Raw genomic sequence first — 17,011 nt, 5'->3', positions numbered from 1 at the left:
GGGGCGGTTCAGAACCCGGCGATGGTGCTCGGACCGTTGACCGTGACCAGGTGGAACGCCTCGGCGTGACCCGGCGCGGCGGCCGGGCCGGCGGCGCGCCGGTGATGTTCGGCCATCTGGGCGAGCACGTGCCGCCGCATCGCGTCGACGTCCGGGTGCTGGGAGAGGTGGGCGTCGAGGGCGCGCAGCTTCTGCTCCGCCAGGCCCGTGACGTCCACGACCGTGTTCCGGCGCGCGGCGGGGGCGGCGTACAGCAGCAGGTTCCGGACCTTGAACGCCTCGAGCCCCTCCGCCGCGAGCTCCGGGTACGCGTACGGGTTCTCGGCCGCCGGGTACGCGGCGCGCACCACGGCCTCGCCGCAGGCGAGGTGGTCCGGGTGGGCGGCCTGCATCCGCTCCCAGTCCCGCTCCGGGTGGGTGCTGAGCACCACGTCCGGGCGGACGCGGCGCATCAGCGCCACGAGCTTGCGGCGCACGCCGTGGTCCGGCTCGAGGTGTCCGTCGCGCTCGCCGAGGAAGTGGACCTCGGCGGCACCGACGACGGCGGCGGCCGCGCGCTGTTCGGCGTGCCGGCGGGCGGTCATCGCCTCCGGGCCCTCCGAGTCGAAGCCGCCGGCGTCCCCGTCCGTCACGATGCACAGCTCGATGTGCAGCCCGGCCGCGCGGAAGCCGGCCAGGGTGGCGGCGGCCCCGAAGTCGAGGTCGTCCGGGTGGGCGCCGACGGCCAGGACCCGGCGCCAGCCGTGGTGGGCCGCGAGCGCGGCGGGGGTGGTGAGCGTGGTGGTCACGAGCGGGTGTCCTCCGTGAACGTCACCTCGGTCGTCTGCTCCGCGCCGTCGCGGAGGTAGGTGACGTCCACCGAGTCTCCCACGCGGTGCTCGCGGACGACGGCGGTGAGGGACTCGGAGTCGATCACCGCGCGGTCGCCGACGGCGGTGATCACGTCGCCCTCCTTCAGCCCGGCCGCGTCGGCCGCCGACTCTCCCACGACCTGCTGGACGCGGGCGCCGTCGCTGAACACGGTCCGGGCGTTCTCGCTGCCGCCCTGCACCTCGGCGGGCTCCGGGGTGACGCTCACGCCGAGCATGGCATGCGTGGCCTTGCCGTGGTCGATCAGGTCCTGTGCGACCCGCTGGGCGTAGTCCACGGGGATGGCGAAGCCGACCCCGATGTTGCCCGCCTCGCTCGGGTCCTGGCCGGCCGAGGCGATCGCGACGTTCACGCCCACCAGGCGACCCTCGGCGTCGACGAGCGCGCCTCCGGAGTTGCCGGGGTTGATGGCCGCGTCGGTCTGCAGCACGTTGATGTACACCTCGCCCCGGGTGCCCTGCGGGGTGCCCGGCAGCTGGAAACGGTACTGATCGGTGCCGGAGGACGAGCCGGAGCTCTCGCCCTGCGGCTCGGGCGCCTCGGAGGACGCCACCGCGATGGTCCGGTCCAGGGTGGAGATGATCCCGTCGGTCACGGTGTTCGGCAGGCCCAGGGGGGCGCCGATGGCGACGGCCTCGTCCCCGACCTTCAAATCCCCGGACCGGCCGATCTGGATGGGGGTGAGGTCCGGGGCGTCGATCTTGATGACGGCCAGGTCGGACAGCGGGTCGGTGCCCACGACGGTGGCAGCGTAGACCTCCCCGTCCGAGGTGCGCACCGTCAGCTCGGCGTCGTTGGCCTGGCCGCCGAGGGTGACCACGTGGGTGTTCGTGAGGATGTGCCCCTCCGTGTCCAGGATCGACCCGGAACCGGAACCGGAGGCGGAGCTCGACGTCGCGGAGATGGTCACCACGGAGGGCAGCGCGGTCCTCGCGGCGTTCCCGACGGCGGTGTCCGCCACGGGCTGTCCCCCGGCCTCGGCCGAGGTGTCCGTCGCCTGCGAGGAGGAGGAGCTCGCGGCCTCGGACGCGGCCTCGCCGCCGTCCTCCGCGACCGCGCAACCGGAGAGCCCCACCATGAGCACGGCTGCGGCGAGCAGGCCCGCCCCGGCACGGGCGCGGGACTGGGGCCGGGGACGCGCGACGGTGCGGGCCGTCGGCACGGGGGGCTGGGTGGGGGCGGCGGTCTGGTCCACGGGGTCCTCGCTTCGGGTCGGGCCCCGGGCGGTCGACACAGACGCCCGTCGTCTTGCGGACGCGCGCCCCGGGGCACGTCCACGCTAGCGTGCATGACTGAACGCCGCCTAGAGGCCGAACGTCCGCTCCTCCCACGGTCCCGGCCGCGCCGGATCCCTGGTGCCCGATTCCCACGCCGCCCTACACTCAACCCCAGGATCCGGCGGGTCCGCCCGGTGCGGCGGCTCGCCTCCGCCGTCGAAGGAGACCCCGCATGACCGTGCCCACCCGCCCCGCCGATGTCGGCCGTCTGGCGCGCGCCGTGACCGCCGCGGGTCTGGGAGGCCTGGGCCTCCTGGTGGCGGCACCCGCCTCGCACGCCGTGACGGTGCCGCCGGGCGTGTACGTGGTGGACGAGGCCGGGGTGCTCTCGACCTCCGATGAGCAGCGGCTGACCCAGGAGATCCAGGACCTGCGCCGGGACACCGGGCAGGGGCTGTACGTCGTCTACGTGGATGAGTTCAGCACGGACGCCCAGACGCTGGCCCAGGACGTGGCGCGCCAGCGCGGGCTCGGGACGAACGACTCGGTCCTGGCGATCGCGGTCGAGGACCGCGCCTATGGGCTGGACAGCGGCGGGGACGCGGACCTGCAGAACCAGGTGACGCGCACCTACGTGGGCCCGGAGCTGTCCAAGATCGGCACGGACCCCGGCTCGGCGGAATGGCTCGCGGCGGGCACCGCCGCGGTGCAGGGGCTCGACGACGCCGCCGACGGCACGCTCGACGGCACGGGGGCCAGCGGGGCCGAGTACGATCCGGCCGGTGCCCTGCCGGCCGGCACCGCGGGCGACGGGAGCACGGCCCAGGGCGCCTCCGGCGGCGGGGCCCTGACGGCGGTGCTCGGCGCGGGCGCGGTGGCCGCGGCCGTGGGCGGCGGCGTGCTCGTGGCCCGCAGCCGGAAGCGCACGCAGGGCGGCGCGGTCGAAGGGGGCCGCACCGAGGAGGTCCGCCGCGACCCCCTCGACGAGCTCAGCGTGGAGCAGCTGCGCACCCAGGCCGGCTCGAAGCTCGTGGCCGCGGACGACGCCATCCGCTCCTCGGAGCAGGAGCTGGGCTTCGCCGAGGCGTCCTACGGGGAGAAGTCCGTGGCGACGTTCCGCGAGGACATCGATCGGGCCAAGGAGCACATGCGGGCCTCGTTCCAGCTCCAGCACCAGCTCGACGACGAGATCCCGGACACCGAGGCCGAGCAGCGCGCCTGGCTCAAGGAGATCATCCAGCGCAGCGAGGCCGTGGGTGCGGCCCTCGCGGCGCACAAGAAGGAGTTCGACTCCCTGCGCGACCTCGAGAACCAGGTGCCCGAGGCCCTGGAGCGCGTCGACGCCCGCCTGCCCGAGGCGCGGTCCCGGGTGCAGGAGTCCGAGTCGGCGATCGCCGCGCTGCACGGCCAGTACGCGGAGTCCGCCCTCGCCGAGGTCGCGGACAACGCGACGCAGGCCCGGGAGCGGCTCGAGTTCGTGGAGACCGCCGTCGCGAAGGCGCGGAGCGCGTGGGACGCCCAGGACCGCTCCACGGCGGCGCTGGCCGTGCGTGCCGCCGAGGAGGCGCTCAGCCAGGTGGACACGCTCACGGAGGCGGTGGGCAAGGCCGAGGGGTCCCTGCGGGCCATGCTGGGCAACCTGCAGACGGGCCTCGCCCAGTCCGAGCAGGACGTCGCCGAGGCCGAGGCGCTCGTGGCCAACGGGTCGAACCCCGAGCTGGCCGGCCCGGTGGCGGGGATGAAGAACGCCGTGAACGCGGTGCGCCGAGCCCTCGCGGCCGGCCGCCCGGACCCCCTGGAGCTGCTGCACCAGCTCGAGGCCGCGCACCGCCAGCTCAACACCCCGCTGGCCGGCGTCCGCGACGCTCGGGAGCAGGCCCGCCAGGCCTCCCAGGTGCTCACCTCCACGATCGCCCAGGCCCAGGCGCAGATCGACGGCACGGCCGACTTCATCGGCGCCCGGCGCGGTGCGGTGGGCTCGGAGGCCCGGACCCGGCTCGCGGAGGCCGACCACACGCTGCGTTCGGCGATCAGCCTCGGCCGCACCGACCCCGTGGCCGCCCTCCAGCAGGCGCAGCGCGCCTCCCAGCTGGCCGAGCGCGCGAGCGAGCTGGCCCGCGCGGACGTCGAGGGCTTCGGCTACGGCCCCGGCATGGTGGGCGGCATGTACGGTGCACGCCCGCGCGCCGGAGTGGGCGGCAGCTTCGGCGGCGGCCTCGGCGGCGCACTGCTCGGCGGCATCCTGATGAACTCGATCCTGAACAGCGGCAGCTGGGGCGGCGGTGGCTTCGGCGGGTTCGACGGCGGCGGCCTCGGCGGCGGCGACTTCGGCGGGTTCGGCGACATCTCCGGCGGCGGCTTCTGACCGCCGCCCCATGAACTCCGGCGCCCCGGGCGCCGGCCCGGCCCGCACGCGCGGGACGGGGTGGACGCAGGCCGACGGTCTGCGCTGACGTGAAAGACCGACGAAAGGCAGACACCATGGTCAAGCAGTCCATCTTCGGCCGCATCAGCACGCTGGCGAAGGCCAACATCAACGCGATGCTGGACAAGGCCGAGGACCCCCAGAAGATGCTGGACCAGATGGTCCGCGACTACACGAACAACATCGCGGAGGCCGAGGCCGCCGTCGCCCAGACGATCGGCAACCTGCGGATGATCGAGGACGACTACCGCGAGGACCAGGACGCGTCCCGCAGCTGGGGCCAGAAGGCGCTGGCCGCCTCCCAGAAGGCCGACGACTTCCGCACCAAGGGCGACACCGCCTCGGCGGACAAGTTCGACAACCTCGCCAAGGTGGCCATCGAGCGCCAGATGGACTTCGAGCGCCAGGCGAAGTCCGCGGAGCCGACCATCGCCTCGCAGCGCGAGATCGTGGAGCGCCTGAAGACCGGTCTGGACCAGATGAAGGTCAAGCGTCAGCAGCTGGTCGCCAAGCGCGACGAGCTGACCGCCCGCGCCAAGTCCGCCCACGCCCAGTCCGCGGTGGCCGACGCCGTGAAGTCGATCGACCTGCTGGACCCGACCTCCGAGGTCTCCCGCTTCGAAGAGAAGGTCCGTCGCGAGGAGGCCCGCGTGCGCGGCCAGCAGGAGATCGCCGCCTCCTCCCTCGACGCCCAGTTCGAGTCCCTCGAGGACCTCGGCGAGAAGACCGAGGTGGAGGCCCGCCTCGCCGCCCTCAAGGCCGGCGGCGCCGGCCAGGCCGCCCTCACCTCGGGCGACGTCGACGCCGATGAGACCCTGACCCTCGACTACGCGGCCGAGGGGACCGCCGAGGAGACCGGCACCGCGCGCGGCTGACCCCGCCCCTCCCCACGGCCCGTCGCCCGGCCCACGCCGGCGCGGCGGGCCGTCCTCGTGCGCCCCGGCCCGGTGCTCCTCCCGGACGCGCCCCGGCCCCCGCGCTCCTTTGGTACTGTCCCGGGGTCCCTCGGCACGCTCCGTGGGACACCCCCGTCCCCGCACAGAGGAAGAACCCCATGCAAGAGCAGTTCACGGCCTGGTCCGTGCTGGTCGACGCCGGCCTCATCGGCGCGCTCCTGGCCGTGGGCACGCTGGCCCGTGCCGTCATCACGCCCCTCCAGACCCTGATGATCCCGGCCTCCGTCATCGCGGGCATCCTGGGCCTGGCCCTCGGCCCGAACGGCCTGGGCTGGCTGCCGTTCAGCTCCCAGCTGGGCACGTACGGCTCGATCCTGATCGTCATCGTGTTCGTGTGCATCGCGCTCACCGACGACTTCGACGTCCGCAAGATCGGCCGCCCCGTGGGCGCGTTCGCGTCCTACGGCGTGCTGATCTACTCCTCCCAGGTGGCCATCGGCGCCCTCGTCACGCTGGTCCTCCTGCAGCCGCTGTTCGACGCGCCCGACTCGTTCGCCGCCCTGCTGTTCGCCGGCTGGGCGGGAGGCTTCGGCTCCGCGGCCGCCGTGGGCCAGGCGTACGCGGCCAACGGTGATGCGACCGTCACCTCGCTGGCCTACACCTCGGCCACCGTCGGCATGATCGTCGGCGTGGTGGGTGGCATCATCCAGGCCAAGATCGGCGCGCAGCGCGGCCACGCGCGGGAGTTCGCGGGCCTGACCTCCATCCCGGAGGAGCTGCGCACCGGGGTGCTGAACCAGGTGGAGGAACGCCCGGTCATCGGCCGGCACACCTTCTCGGCGGCCTCGGTGGAGTCGCTGGCCTTCCAGGTCGGCGTGGTCGCGATGATCGCGGCGGCCGCGCACGGCGTGGTCTCCTGGATCACGGCCGTGTGGCCGAGCGTCGTGGGTGAGGACGGTCCCCAGCTGATCATCCCCGCGTTCGCGATCGCGTTCCTCCTCGGCCTGATCGCCCGCGTCCTGTTCCAGGCCACGAAGACGGCGAAGTTCCTCGACCCGGGCTCGCTGAACTCGGTGTCCGGCACCGCCACGGACATCCTCATCGTCTGCGGCATCGCCGCGATCGCCCCGACCGTGGTCGTGGACTACTGGCAGCCGCTGCTGCTCCTGTTCGTGATCGGCCTCGCGCTGGCCCTGTTCCTGGGGATCGTCGTGGCGCCGCGCGTCATGACCGACGCGTGGTTCGAGAAGCAGCTGTTCACGTGGGGCTGGGCCACCGGCGCCGTCGCCACGGGCGTGGCCATGCTGCGCATCGTGGACCCGAAGCTGAAGTCCGGGACCATGGAGCAGTTCGGCGTGGCCTACATCCCGGTGGTGCCCGTGGAGATCGCGGCCGTGTCCTTCGTGCCGCTGCTGCTCCTCGCGGGCCTGTCCTGGGCCGTCGTCGGCATCTGGGGCGCCATCGCGGTCATCGCGATCATCGCTGCCGTCTGGCTGCGCCGCACCGACCCGGGCCGCCGCACCCCGGCCCAGCAGGCGGTCCGGGCCTCGAGCCGCTGACGCTCCCGCTCCCCCGCGTTGATCGCCCGAGGGCGGTCGGCTCGCCCGCCAGCACCGTGCCGGCGGGCCGGGGCGACCGGGTCCGGACATGCGAGAAGGCCCCCAGCAGATGCTGGGGGCCTTCTCCTTCTCGTTGCGGGGGCAGGATTTGAACCTGCGACCTCCGGGTTATGAGCCCGGCGAGCTACCGAACTGCTCCACCCCGCGGCGACTTCTAGAACTATACACACCTGTCCCGTCGAGTTCAAATCAGCGTCAGCACCCCGCCATCCGGCGGCCATGCGGCGGCCATCTGCCCCGAGACGACAGCGGCCCCGACCACGCGCGGTGCGTGGCCGGGGCCGTCGTCGACGGTCCGGCGGGCCCGGCCCGCCGACGCCCGTCAGCCGCTCGGCGTCGGGCTGGGGCTCGACGACGGCGCGGGGCTCGCCTCGGCCGGGGCCTGGTCCTGGGCAGGCGCGTCGCCGCCCAGGGCGTCGTCGGCGGCGGTGGCACGCTTCAGGGCCTCGTTGAGACGCTTCTGCTGCTCGCCGTAGCCGGCCCAGTCGCCCTCGGCCAGACGCTCCTGGCCCTGGGTCAGGGCGTCCTGCGCCTCCTCGAGGGCCGCCGAGAGCTCCTCCTCGACCGTGCCCGGAGCCGACGGCTCCTCGCCCGGGGCGGGCGCCTCCGCCTGGTTCTCCTCCGGGGTGACCGCGCCCGAGTCGCCGTCGAACACCTGGTCCAGGGCCTCCTGGAGGGTGTCCGCGAAGCCGACCTTGTCGCCGAACGAGACGAGCACCTTGCGCAGCGTCGGGTAGGTGGTGCCGCCCGAGGAGCGGACGTACACCGGCTGGACGTAGAGGATGCCGCCGGCCACCGGCAGGGTGATCATGTTGCCGTTGAGCACCTCGGACGCGCCCTGGCGCAACAGGTTCAGCTCCCGCGAGACGTCCGCGTTCGAGTCGAAGTTCGCCTGCGCCTGGCCAGGGCCGGGCACCGTGGTGGACCGCGGCAGCTCGAGCAGTCGGAGCTGCCCGTAGCCCTCGGCCTTCACGCCGTCCTCCCCCGTGCCGGCGTCGCCGGCGGCGGAGAGGAACCCGTAGAGCACGTTGCGCTGCTGGGCACCGTCCGTGATCTGCGGTATGTAGCTGCTGGTGAGGGAGAACGCCGGCTCGTCCTGGCCGGGCATCTGCAGCGTCATGTAGTACGGCGGCTGCTTGACGTCCTCCTCGCGCGTGGGGTCCGACGGCACGGACCACGCGTCGTTGTTCTCGTAGAAGTCGTCCGCGTCGGTCACGTGGTAGCGGCCGAGCAGCTCGCGCTGGACCTTGAACATGTCCTCCGGGTAGCGGACGTGGTCCAGGAGTCCGGCGCTCATCTCCGAGTACGGGCGCAGCGAGGACGGGTAGACGTTCTGCCAGGCCTGCAGCAGCGGATCCTGGTCGTCCCACGCGTAGAGAGACACCGAGCCGTCGTACGCGTCCACCGTCGCCTTCACCGAGTTGCGGATGTAGTTCACCCGGCCCTGGAGCGCCGGGTTCTGGCCCTGGCTCAGGGAGTCCACCGTGACCTCGCCCAGCTGCTGGGCGGTGGAGTACGGGAACTGGTCCGAGGTCGTGTAGGCGTCCACGATCCACTGCACGCGGCCGTCGACGATCGCCGGGTAGGGGGCGGTGTCCACCGTCAGGTAGGGCGCGACCTTGCGGACGCGCTCGGCCGGGTCGCGATCGTAGAGGATCTGCGAGGCCTCGTTCACGTCCGAGGACAGCACGAGCTCGGGCGAGCCGAACTTCACCGCGTACGCGAGCCGGTTGAAGAGGTTGCCCACCGAGGGGCCGCCGTCGCCGGAGAAGGTGTACGCCGTGTCCTCCTGGGAGTCGGCCGTCTGCGGCCGGTCGCGTTCGACGGCCGGCGCGCCCTCGGGCGCACCCACCACCGAGTACGAGGGCGAGTTGTGCCCGAAGTAGATGCGCGGCTCGTAGTCCTGGTCGGAGGCCAGCGGCCCGCGCGTGGGGATCTCGGAGAGCAGCCACTGGGGCCGGCCGCCGGCCGCGACCTCGGAGGCGTCGGCCACGACCATGCCGTAGCCGTGCGTGTAGATGGTGTGGCGGTTCACCCACGACTGGGAGTCGTCCACGTTGACGTCACGGGCCGCCAGAATGGTGTCCCGCGTCTGGCCGTCCACCTCGTAGCGGTCCACGTGCAGGGTGGTGGGGAACGCGTAGTACGGACGGAACTGCTGGAGCTGCCCGAAGGTCTGGGAGATCAGGTTCGGGTCCATGAGACGGACGTTGGCCGTGTTGGCCTCCTCGCCCGCCAGGGCCCCGGCCTCGGTGTCCGTGGCGCCCTCATAGTTCGTCACCTCGACGTCGTCCAGGCCGTACGCCTCGCGCGTCATGGCGATGTTCCGCTCGATGTACTGGGATTCGAGCGTGCGCTCGGACGGCTTCACCTGGTACTCCTGCACGATGAAGGGGTACGCCGTGCCCACCACGAGCGCCGTGATGACCAGGACCGCGGTGCCGATCAGCGACAGCCGCCACCGGCCCGAGACCACCGTCCACACGAACAGGCCGGCCACGATCACGGCCGTGACCGCCAGGATCGCCGACGTCGGGATGACCGCGTTCACGTCCGTGTAGAGCGCGCCGGCCCAGTTGCCGGTCTGCGACTGCGTGGTGCGGTAGCGGTTGAGCCAGAAGTTGACGCCCTGCAGCAGCAGGAACACGGCCAGGGTGATGCCGATGTGGGCGCGCGCCGCCGGGGTGATCCGCACGCCGCCGCCCTCCTCCACGCGCACCGCGCCGTACAGGTAGTGCACCAGAAGACCGGTGATGCCGGAGACCAGGACCACCGAGATCAGGTACCCGACCACGAGCGTCAGGAACGGCAGGGTGGCCATGAAGAACATGAGGTCCAGGCCGAACTCCGGGTCCGCCTGGCCGTAGGGCACCTGGTTCAGGAACAGCAGGACCGTGTTCCACCCGTTCATCGCGGTGGAGCCGGCGAACACGCCGAGCACGAGCGGGACACCCAGGAACACCAGGCGCCGGATGGGCTCCAGCTGGCGCTGGGCCTGGCTGAGCGAGTCCCGCGCGGCCGCGGACGCGTCCGCGGGGCGGTGGCGCCAGGCCGTGCGGATCGCCAGCCACACGGCGAGGGCCATCCCGAGCCCGGCGATCAGGAACAGCGCGGCCTTGGCGACGACCTCGGTCCAGAAGACCTCGGTGAAGCCCAGCTGCGAGAACCACAGCACGTCCGTGTAGACGTTCGTGAACACCACGAACAGCCCCACGAGCACGGCCACCGCGATGATGGTCAGCACGAGCGCGCTCGGCCGGCCCGGCCGGCCCCTGCCGCGCGCGGCGGAGGACCCGCCCCCGCCGAACGGGCCACCAGGACCGCGGTCGCCGTCGTCGCCCGGGCCGCGCGGGGCGCCGCCGAAGGGGCCGAACGCCCCGAACGGGCCGGACTGGCCCCCGGCGGTCCCGCCGCCGTCACGGGGCGGGCCGCCGAACGGTCCGCCGCCTCCCTGTCCGAAGCTCACTGCTCTGTCCTCTTCCCTCCCGCGTCCGCGGGGCTCTGCTCCGGTCCGGGGCGCTGCGCCCCGGACATGTCGTCCGGTCTGGTGGTCTGGTGGTCCTGGTGTGCGTCGGCTCAGCCGCACGTCCGGGCGGCGGCCGGGCTCTCCCCCCGGGCCACCGCCTCGACGATGTCGCGGGCCTGGCCCAGCGTGTCCACGGGGTACACCGTCAGACCCTCGGGCACACGGCCGGCCAGCTCCTCGCAGTTCGCCGTGGGGGCGAGGAACGTCGTGGCCCCCGCCTCGGCGGCGCCGCGCACCTTCTGCGGGATCCCGCCGATGGGACCCACGACGCCGTCCCCCGAGATCGTGCCCGTTCCCGCGATCGGGGCGCCCCCCGTCATCGCGCCCGGGGTCAGCCGCTCGATCACGGTGAGCGCGAACATCAGACCCGCCGAGGGCCCGCCGATGTCCGGCACGGTCAGCTCGACGTCCACCGGGACGTCGTAGGCGGTCTCGATCAGGGCCCCCATCTGCCACGGCTGGGGCGCGCCCTCGGGGGCGGCCGCCACCGGCACCTCGAGGTCCTGCTCCACGCCGTCGCGGCGGACCGTCAGCGTGACCGGGTCGGGCCCCGCGGCCCCGACGGCGGCGCGCACGGCCTCCAGGTCGGCCACGGGCCGTCCCTCGGCGGCGATCACCTCGTCCCCGGCCCGCAGGACACCCTCGGCGGGCCCGCCGGACACGAGCTGCTGCACGACGAGCCGCTGGGGCACCTCCCGGCCGAGCTCGTGCAGGGCCGCGGCGGTCGCGGTCTGCTGGGAGTCCGACATGGCCGCCGAATTGGCCTCGCCGACCTCGTCGGAGGTGACGCCGGTGGGATACATCAGCTCGCGCGGGGCCACGTCCACGGCGGGGTCCGTCAGGCCGCGGCCGAGATCGAGCAGGGAGGTGGTGCCGATGGGAGGACCCCCGACCATCACGGTGGTCATGTGCAGGGTCCCCTCACCCGGGTCCGCCTCGCCGCCCTCGACGCGCAGCACGGGTCGACCCTCGCGTTCGCCCAGCAGGTCCACGGCGGGGCCGGGGCCCTCGAGGATGTAGGGGGTGGGGGCCAGCAGTGCCAGCCCGGCGCTGCCCAGGGCGAGCCATCCGGAGAAGGGCACGCGGGCGGCGCGGGTGGTCCTCGAGGGCACTGCGCGCACGCGACACCGTCTTTCCTGGGGGTCCTGATCGGGCCGTCCTCGCCGCCGGGCACGGGCCGCGCGGCGACGGTCACACCAGTCTACGCGGGGCCGCGACCCCCGCCTGCCCCGCGCGACGCCGTGCGCCATGGGCGAACCGCGCCGCCGCGACGTCGGGAGGGCGGGCGCGTCGCGCCGACGCGGATACGCTGGAGACATGAGCAACGACGCGCGCACGCCCGGATCCGACGACGGCCGCGACCCCCTGGAGGAGATGCTGCGGCAGCTCTTCGGCGGCCAGGGCCCCGACCCGGACGAAGTCCGACGCGCCATGGAGGGCCTGGGCGGCCCCGGCGGGGTGCCCTTCGACCCGTCCCAGCTGAATCCGGCCATGATGCAGCAGGCCATGGCCCAGTTCCAGGCGATGATGAGCTCCGGCTCCGGCTCGGACGGCCCCGTGAACTGGTCTCTGGCGAAGCAGGCCGCCCGCCAGGCCGTGGCCGGCGAGGACCCGGCCGTCGGCTCGTTCGCGCGACGCGAGGTGGACGAGGCGCTGCGGCTGGCCGAGCTGTGGCTCGACGGCGTCACGCAGACCGAGCCCGTCGGCAGCGTCGGCGTGGCCTGGTCCCGTGCCGAGTGGGTGGAGGCGACCATGGACCAGTGGCGCCGGCTCACCGAGCCCGTGGCCATCTCGATGTCCCGTGCGATGTCCGCGGCCATCGAGCAGCAGCTGCCGGGTCAGCTCCCCGAGGGCATGGACGCCTCCCTGCTCGGCGGGCTGCAGCCCATGCTGAAGAACATGGGCGGCACGATGTTCGGCCTGCAGCTCGGGGGCGCCGTGGGCGCCCTGGGCAAGGAGGTGCTCTCGGGCACGGACATCGGCCTGCCCGTCGCCGGCCACCGTCTCGCCCTCGTCCCCGTGAACATCGAGGAGTTCGGCGACGGGCTCTCGGTGCCGGACGACCAGATCCGCATCTACCTGGCCCTGCGTGAGGCCGCACGCATGCGCCTGTTCCTGCACTCGCCGTGGCTCGAGCGGGACCTGTACGCCGCCGTCGAGCAGTACGCCGCGGGCATCCGCCTGGACACCGAGGGCATCGAGCGGGCCGCGCAGTCGGTGGACCCGATGGACCCCGGTTCCCTGCAGGCCGTGTTCGACGGGGCGTCCTTCATCGCCGCCCCGGACGCCACCCAGCAGGCCGCGCTGGACCAGCTGGAGCTGCTCGTCGCCCTCGTGGAGGGCTGGGTGGACGTGGTGGTCGCCGAGGCCGCGCGCCCGCTCGAGTCGGCGGCCGCCCTGCGCGAGACCATGAACCGCCGCCGCGCCTCGGGTGGCCCGGCCGAACAGGCCTTCGCCGCCCTCGTGGGCCTCGAGCTGCGCCCGCGCCGCCTGCGCGAGGCCGCCGCGTTCTGGGAGCACGTCACGGCCGAGCACGGCACGGAGTATCGCGAGGAGATCTGGCGCCATCCCGAGCGTCAGCCCACGGCGGAGGACCTCGAGGACCCCGCCGGGTACACCGGGCGCCGCTCCGCCGCGGACGCCAGCACCGAGTCCCTCGACGACGAGCTGCGCAAGCTCCTCGAGGGCGGCTTCGGCGACGCGCCGCGCGAGGGCTGAGCCCCTTTCGGCACGACGGCCGCGGGCGGCCCGGCACCTCGGGTGCGGGCCGCCCGCCGTCGTGTCAACCCGCGTCCTCGTCCTCCGCCCACCGGTCCGGCGCCGTGCGACCGCGGCCCTCGGCGAAGGTGACCCCGTCGAGGAAGGCCATCGCCTCGGCGTAGCGCGGGTACCGGTCCACGAGGCGTCGGAAGGCCGGGCCGTGTCCGGACTCCAGCAGGTGGGCCAGCTCGTGGACGAGCACCGCCGCCACCACCCAGTCCGGCATGCCGCGCAGCTGCGTCGAGAGCCGGATGGTGCCGCGCCCCGGCGTGCACGAGCCCCAGCGGCGGCGCTGCCGGGCCGACCACGTGACCGAGACCGGACGGGCCCGCCCGCCCAGGTGTGCCGCCGAGAGCCGTCCCGCCCAGGCCAGGAGCGCGTCGTCGGAGCGGGCGTCGGCGGGGCGGCCGTCCGGGTCGGCCGCGGGCTGCCCCGTCCCACCGCGTGCGCCCACCTTCGCGACCATCCGGCCGATCCACTCGCGCTCCTGCGCGGCCGAGAGACGGGCCGGGACGTTGACCTGCAGGCGGCCGTCGCGCCACGCCGCCGAGACGGTGCGGGTGCGGGCCGTGGAGCGCACGAGCCGCACGGGCGTGCCCTCCCAGTCCAGGTCGGTGCTCTCGCGGGCGGGACCGCGGTGGGCGGCCGGGACGGCACGCGGAGGGCGGCCGGGGGCGGGCGGGACAGGGCGCATCGGGCCATTCTCCGGCATGGGCCGCAGGCTGTGGACAATCCGGCGCGGTCCGGGGGCGCCCTGGCAGGGTGGGAGGCACCGAGCCGAGAGGAGAGCCGTGCGCACCGTCGCCGAGACCGTCACCACCGTCCCTCATGACACCGCCGCGTCAGCGCCGGAGCCGGGGGTGTGGGCCCCGCCGACCGACGTCCATGTGGCGGGCCTCGACGCGGTGGGCGCGGCGATCGCCCACGCCCTGGCGGGGGCCGGGGCGCTGCGCCTGGCCCTGTGGGATCCGCGGCCCGTCGACGCCGCGGACCTGGGGACCGGCCTGCTGCCCGGGGACCTCGGTCGGCCCCGGGCGGGTGCGCTCGAGCGCCGGCTGGGCGACGTGGCCCCCGGGCTGCGCCTCTACGCGCACCACGGCCCGGTGCCGGTGCTCGTGGGGCAGGCGACGGTGGCGGTGGGGTCCGTGCTCGACGCGGACCTGGCCGCGCAGGCCCTGGCCGCCGACCACCCGCTGCTGCCGGTCACGGTGGGACCGAAGGCGGTCACGGTCGGACCGTGGTGCGCCCCCGGGGTGCGCGGGTGCCCGCTGTGCCGATGGCCCGCGGATCCGACGGGCGTCCCCGATGCCCCGACGGCGCCCGGCCCGTCGGCGCACCGGGGACAGGTGGACGGGCTCGCGGCGCTGCGGGCCGCCGTGCTGACCGTGGACGCGCTGCGGGCCGGACCGGCCCCCGGCGTGCTGCGGGCCGATCGGGTGACGGGACGCACGCGCCGGGTGCGGGTCCGCCCCCGGCCCGGCTGTGCCTGCGACCCGGACGCGCTCGGCTGGGCGTTCTGAGGGGGTCGGCGCCGCCGGCGGAACGGAGCGCGGGTCCGCGGCTCAGGCCGCCGGGGTGCCGTGCAGCAGCTCGAGCAGCTCCGGTCCGTGCTTCTCCAGCTTGGACTTGCCGAGGCCGGGCACCTTCAGCAGCTCTGCCGGGGTCTTCGGCATGGCCTCGGCGATGGCCACGAGGGTGGCGTCCGTGAACACCACGAACGCGGGCATCCGCATCTCGGCGGCCGTGCGGGTGCGCCAGTCGCGCAGCTCCTCGAGCACCGCCTCGTCGTAGGTGGCGGGGCAGTCCAGGCAGCGGCCGACCTTGCGCTCGGCTCCCGTCTCGAGGGGCTTGCCGCACGTGCGGCACACGGCGACCTTCGCGCCCCGGCGCCGCGGCGCCGTCGGGCCCGCCGCGGAACCACGGGCCGGGGCGTGCTCGCGGGTGCCGCCGAGGGTCGGGTCGATGGCCCACAGGAACCGGGAGGGCCGCCGGGTGGAGCGCCCGCCCGTGCCCCGCGAGAGCGTCCACGTCAGCGACAGGTGCTGGCGGGCACGCGTGATGCCCACGTAGAGCAGGCGCCGTTCCTCGTCCACCTCGGCCTGGGTCTCCGCGAAGGAGATCGGCATGAGCCCCTCGGACAGGCCCACGAGGAACACCGCGTCCCACTCGAGGCCCTTGGCCGAGTGCAGCGAGGCCAGGGTGATGCCCTGCACCGTCGGCGCGTGCTGGTGCTGGGCACGCTCGTCGAGCTCGGCCACGAGCTCGGTCAACGTGAACTCGGCCCCGCGCGTCGTGGCGAGCTGGTCGGCGAGGTTGACGAGGGCGTGCAGGGACTCCCACCGTTCACGGGCCGCGCCGGAGGCCGCCGGCGGTTCGGCGGAGTAGCCGAGCGAGGAGAGCACGTCCCGCACCCGGTCCGTGACGTCGTCGCCCGTCAGGTCCTGGGCGGCGCGGGCGGCGGCCCGCAGCTGCAGGATGCCGTCGCGCACCTCGCGCCGGGAGAAGAACCGCTCGCCGCCGCGCAGCTGGTAGCCGATGCCCGCCGAGGACAGCGCCGTCTCGAAGGCCTGGGACTGGCCGTTGGTGCGGAACAGGACGGCGATCTCGGAGGCCGGCACGCCGTCGTCGATCAGCGCCGCGATCCGGTCTGCGACCCAGCCGGCCTCGGCCTCGTCGTCGGTGCACTCCGCGAACACGAGGTCGGGGCCGGCCGGCCGCTGGGAGACGAGCTCGAGGGGGTCGGGCCAGCGCGGCATCGTGCGGTCCCGCTCCCCCGCCTTGGTGCGGTCCGCCAGCAGGCGGTTGGCCGCCTCCACGATCTGCGGGCTGGACCGGTAGTCACGCACGAGACGGACCACCGTGGCCGCGGGATACCGCTCACGGAAGTCGGTGAGGAAGCGGGAGGTCGCGCCCGTGAACGAGTAGATCGTCTGAGAGGCGTCGCCGACGACGCACAGGTCGCCGCGGTCGCCGAGCCAGAGGTCGAGCAGGCGGTGCTGCAGCGGCGAGACGTCCTGGTACTCGTCCACCACGAACACGCGGTACTGGTCCCGGATCGTGGCCGCGATCTGCGGCTCGGTGGACAGGATCCCCACGAGGATCAGCAGCACGTCCTCGAAGTCGATCATGTTCCGGGCTGTCTTGGCCTCCTCGTAGCCGGTGTAGAGACGGGCGACGGTGGTGGCGGTCCAGCCGGCGGGCATCTCCCGCTCCTTCGCGGCCTCGGCGTAGCCCTCGGGGGCGTGCAGGGAGACCTTGGCCCATTCGATCTCGCCGGCGAGGTCGCGCAGGCCGGCCCGGTCCACGGTCATGCGCATGCGCTGGGCGACCTCCGTGAGCAGGCGCACCTTGTTCTCGATCAGCGAGGGCATGGGCCCGCCCACGGCCTGGGGCCAGAAGTACTGCAGCTGGCGCAGGGCCGCCGAGTGGAACGTGCGGGCCTGGACGCCGGCCACGCCGAGGTCGCGCAGGCGGGTGCGCATCTCCGCGGCGGCGCGCGCCGTGAAGGTCAGGGCGAGGGTGCGGTGCGGGTCGAAGACGCCGGAGGCCACGCCGTAGGCGATGCGGTGCGTGATGGCGCGGGTCTTGCCGGTGCCGGCGCCGGCCAGGATGCAGACGGGCCCGTGCAGGGCCGTGGCGGCCCGGCGCTGCTCCGGGTCGAGGCCGCGGAGGATCTCGTCGGGAGTGCTCATGCGGGA

11 protein-coding genes and 1 tRNA gene are annotated in these 17,011 nt (G+C 74.2%); 5 read left to right on the top strand and 7 right to left on the bottom strand.

Annotation, left to right across the window (positions count from 1 at the left end):
• Window positions 1-8: 8 nt before the first annotated feature.
• Window positions 9-788, bottom strand: a complete 780-nt coding sequence (locus OVA32_RS05775) for a PIG-L deacetylase family protein (RefSeq protein WP_036314367.1) — start codon at window positions 786-788, stop codon at window positions 9-11.
• Complete coding sequence (locus OVA32_RS05770) at window positions 785-2,065, bottom strand: S1C family serine protease (RefSeq protein ID WP_051995236.1); 1,281 nt, start codon at window positions 2,063-2,065, stop codon at window positions 785-787. The genes OVA32_RS05775 and OVA32_RS05770 overlap by 4 nt, the downstream gene beginning before the upstream one ends.
• Window positions 2,066-2,319: 254 nt before the next feature.
• Here OVA32_RS05770 and OVA32_RS05765 point away from each other — a divergent pair, with 254 nt between their 5' ends.
• The 3 genes from OVA32_RS05765 (at window position 2,320) to OVA32_RS05755 (ending at window position 6,967) form a co-directional block, all read left to right on the top strand.
• Window positions 2,320-4,452, top strand: coding sequence for a TPM domain-containing protein (locus OVA32_RS05765; protein WP_102708466.1), 2,133 nt, complete (start codon window positions 2,320-2,322; stop codon window positions 4,450-4,452).
• Between the two features lie 116 nt (window positions 4,453-4,568).
• Window positions 4,569-5,387, top strand: coding sequence for a PspA/IM30 family protein (locus tag OVA32_RS05760; protein ID WP_002854906.1), 819 nt, complete (start codon window positions 4,569-4,571; stop codon window positions 5,385-5,387).
• A gap of 179 nt (window positions 5,388-5,566) precedes the next feature.
• Window positions 5,567-6,967 carry a sodium/glutamate symporter gene (locus OVA32_RS05755; protein ID WP_036341163.1) on the top strand — a complete coding sequence of 467 codons (1,401 nt, stop codon included), beginning with the start codon at window positions 5,567-5,569 and terminating at the stop codon, window positions 6,965-6,967.
• Window positions 6,968-7,100: 133 nt separating this feature from the next.
• Here OVA32_RS05755 and OVA32_RS05750 read toward each other — a convergent pair.
• From OVA32_RS05750 to OVA32_RS05740, 3 genes are all read right to left on the bottom strand, one after another.
• Window positions 7,101-7,174 (bottom strand) — tRNA-Met (locus OVA32_RS05750).
• A gap of 175 nt (window positions 7,175-7,349) precedes the next feature.
• Window positions 7,350-10,493, bottom strand: a complete 3,144-nt coding sequence (locus OVA32_RS05745) for a UPF0182 family protein (RefSeq protein ID WP_061867014.1) — start codon at window positions 10,491-10,493, stop codon at window positions 7,350-7,352.
• A 110-nt stretch (window positions 10,494-10,603) separates the two neighbouring features.
• On the bottom strand, window positions 10,604-11,674 hold the full coding sequence (locus OVA32_RS05740; RefSeq protein WP_230594532.1) for a PDZ domain-containing protein: 1,071 nt from the start codon (window positions 11,672-11,674) through the stop codon (window positions 10,604-10,606).
• A gap of 196 nt (window positions 11,675-11,870) precedes the next feature.
• Between OVA32_RS05740 and OVA32_RS05735 the strand changes: the two genes are divergently transcribed.
• Window positions 11,871-13,271, top strand: a complete 1,401-nt coding sequence (locus OVA32_RS05735; RefSeq protein WP_041105129.1) for a zinc-dependent metalloprotease — start codon at window positions 11,871-11,873, stop codon at window positions 13,269-13,271.
• Window positions 13,272-13,335: 64 nt separating this feature from the next.
• Here OVA32_RS05735 and OVA32_RS05730 read toward each other — a convergent pair whose 3' ends face one another.
• A complete protein-coding gene (locus OVA32_RS05730) occupies window positions 13,336-14,007 on the bottom strand; it encodes a M48 family metallopeptidase (RefSeq protein ID WP_041105127.1) in 672 nt (223 codons plus the stop codon).
• A gap of 97 nt (window positions 14,008-14,104) precedes the next feature.
• On the opposite strand from OVA32_RS05730, the gene OVA32_RS05725 reads away from it, so the two are divergent.
• A complete protein-coding gene (locus tag OVA32_RS05725; protein ID WP_041105125.1) occupies window positions 14,105-14,833 on the top strand; it encodes a ThiF family adenylyltransferase in 729 nt (242 codons plus the stop codon).
• Between the two features lie 42 nt (window positions 14,834-14,875).
• Here the strand turns inward: OVA32_RS05725 and OVA32_RS05720 are convergent, their stop codons facing one another.
• On the bottom strand, window positions 14,876-17,005 hold the full coding sequence (locus OVA32_RS05720; protein ID WP_041105123.1) for an ATP-dependent DNA helicase UvrD2: 2,130 nt from the start codon (window positions 17,003-17,005) through the stop codon (window positions 14,876-14,878).
• Window positions 17,006-17,011 lie beyond the last annotated feature (6 nt).

Origin of the sequence: Micrococcus sp. SL257 (genome assembly GCF_026625585.1) — a bacterium.
Lineage (GTDB): Bacteria > Actinomycetota > Actinomycetes > Actinomycetales > Micrococcaceae > Micrococcus > Micrococcus luteus.
This window is presented reverse-complemented; position numbering and strand designations above follow the sequence as displayed.

What these genes read in the sequence shown, in the direction of transcription:
- OVA32_RS05765 (WP_102708466.1), top strand. Translation starts at nt 2,320, where the DNA reads ATGACCGTGCCCACCCGCCCCGCCGATGTCGGCCGTCTGGCGCGCGCC.
- OVA32_RS05760 (WP_002854906.1), top strand. Translation starts at nt 4,569, where the DNA reads ATGGTCAAGCAGTCCATCTTCGGCCGCATCAGCACGCTGGCGAAGGCC.
- OVA32_RS05755 (WP_036341163.1), top strand. Translation starts at nt 5,567, where the DNA reads ATGCAAGAGCAGTTCACGGCCTGGTCCGTGCTGGTCGACGCCGGCCTC.
- OVA32_RS05735 (WP_041105129.1), top strand. Translation starts at nt 11,871, where the DNA reads ATGAGCAACGACGCGCGCACGCCCGGATCCGACGACGGCCGCGACCCC.
- OVA32_RS05730 (WP_041105127.1), bottom strand. Translation starts at nt 14,007, where the DNA reads ATGCGCCCTGTCCCGCCCGCCCCCGGCCGCCCTCCGCGTGCCGTCCCG.
- OVA32_RS05720 (WP_041105123.1), bottom strand. Translation starts at nt 17,005, where the DNA reads ATGAGCACTCCCGACGAGATCCTCCGCGGCCTCGACCCGGAGCAGCGC.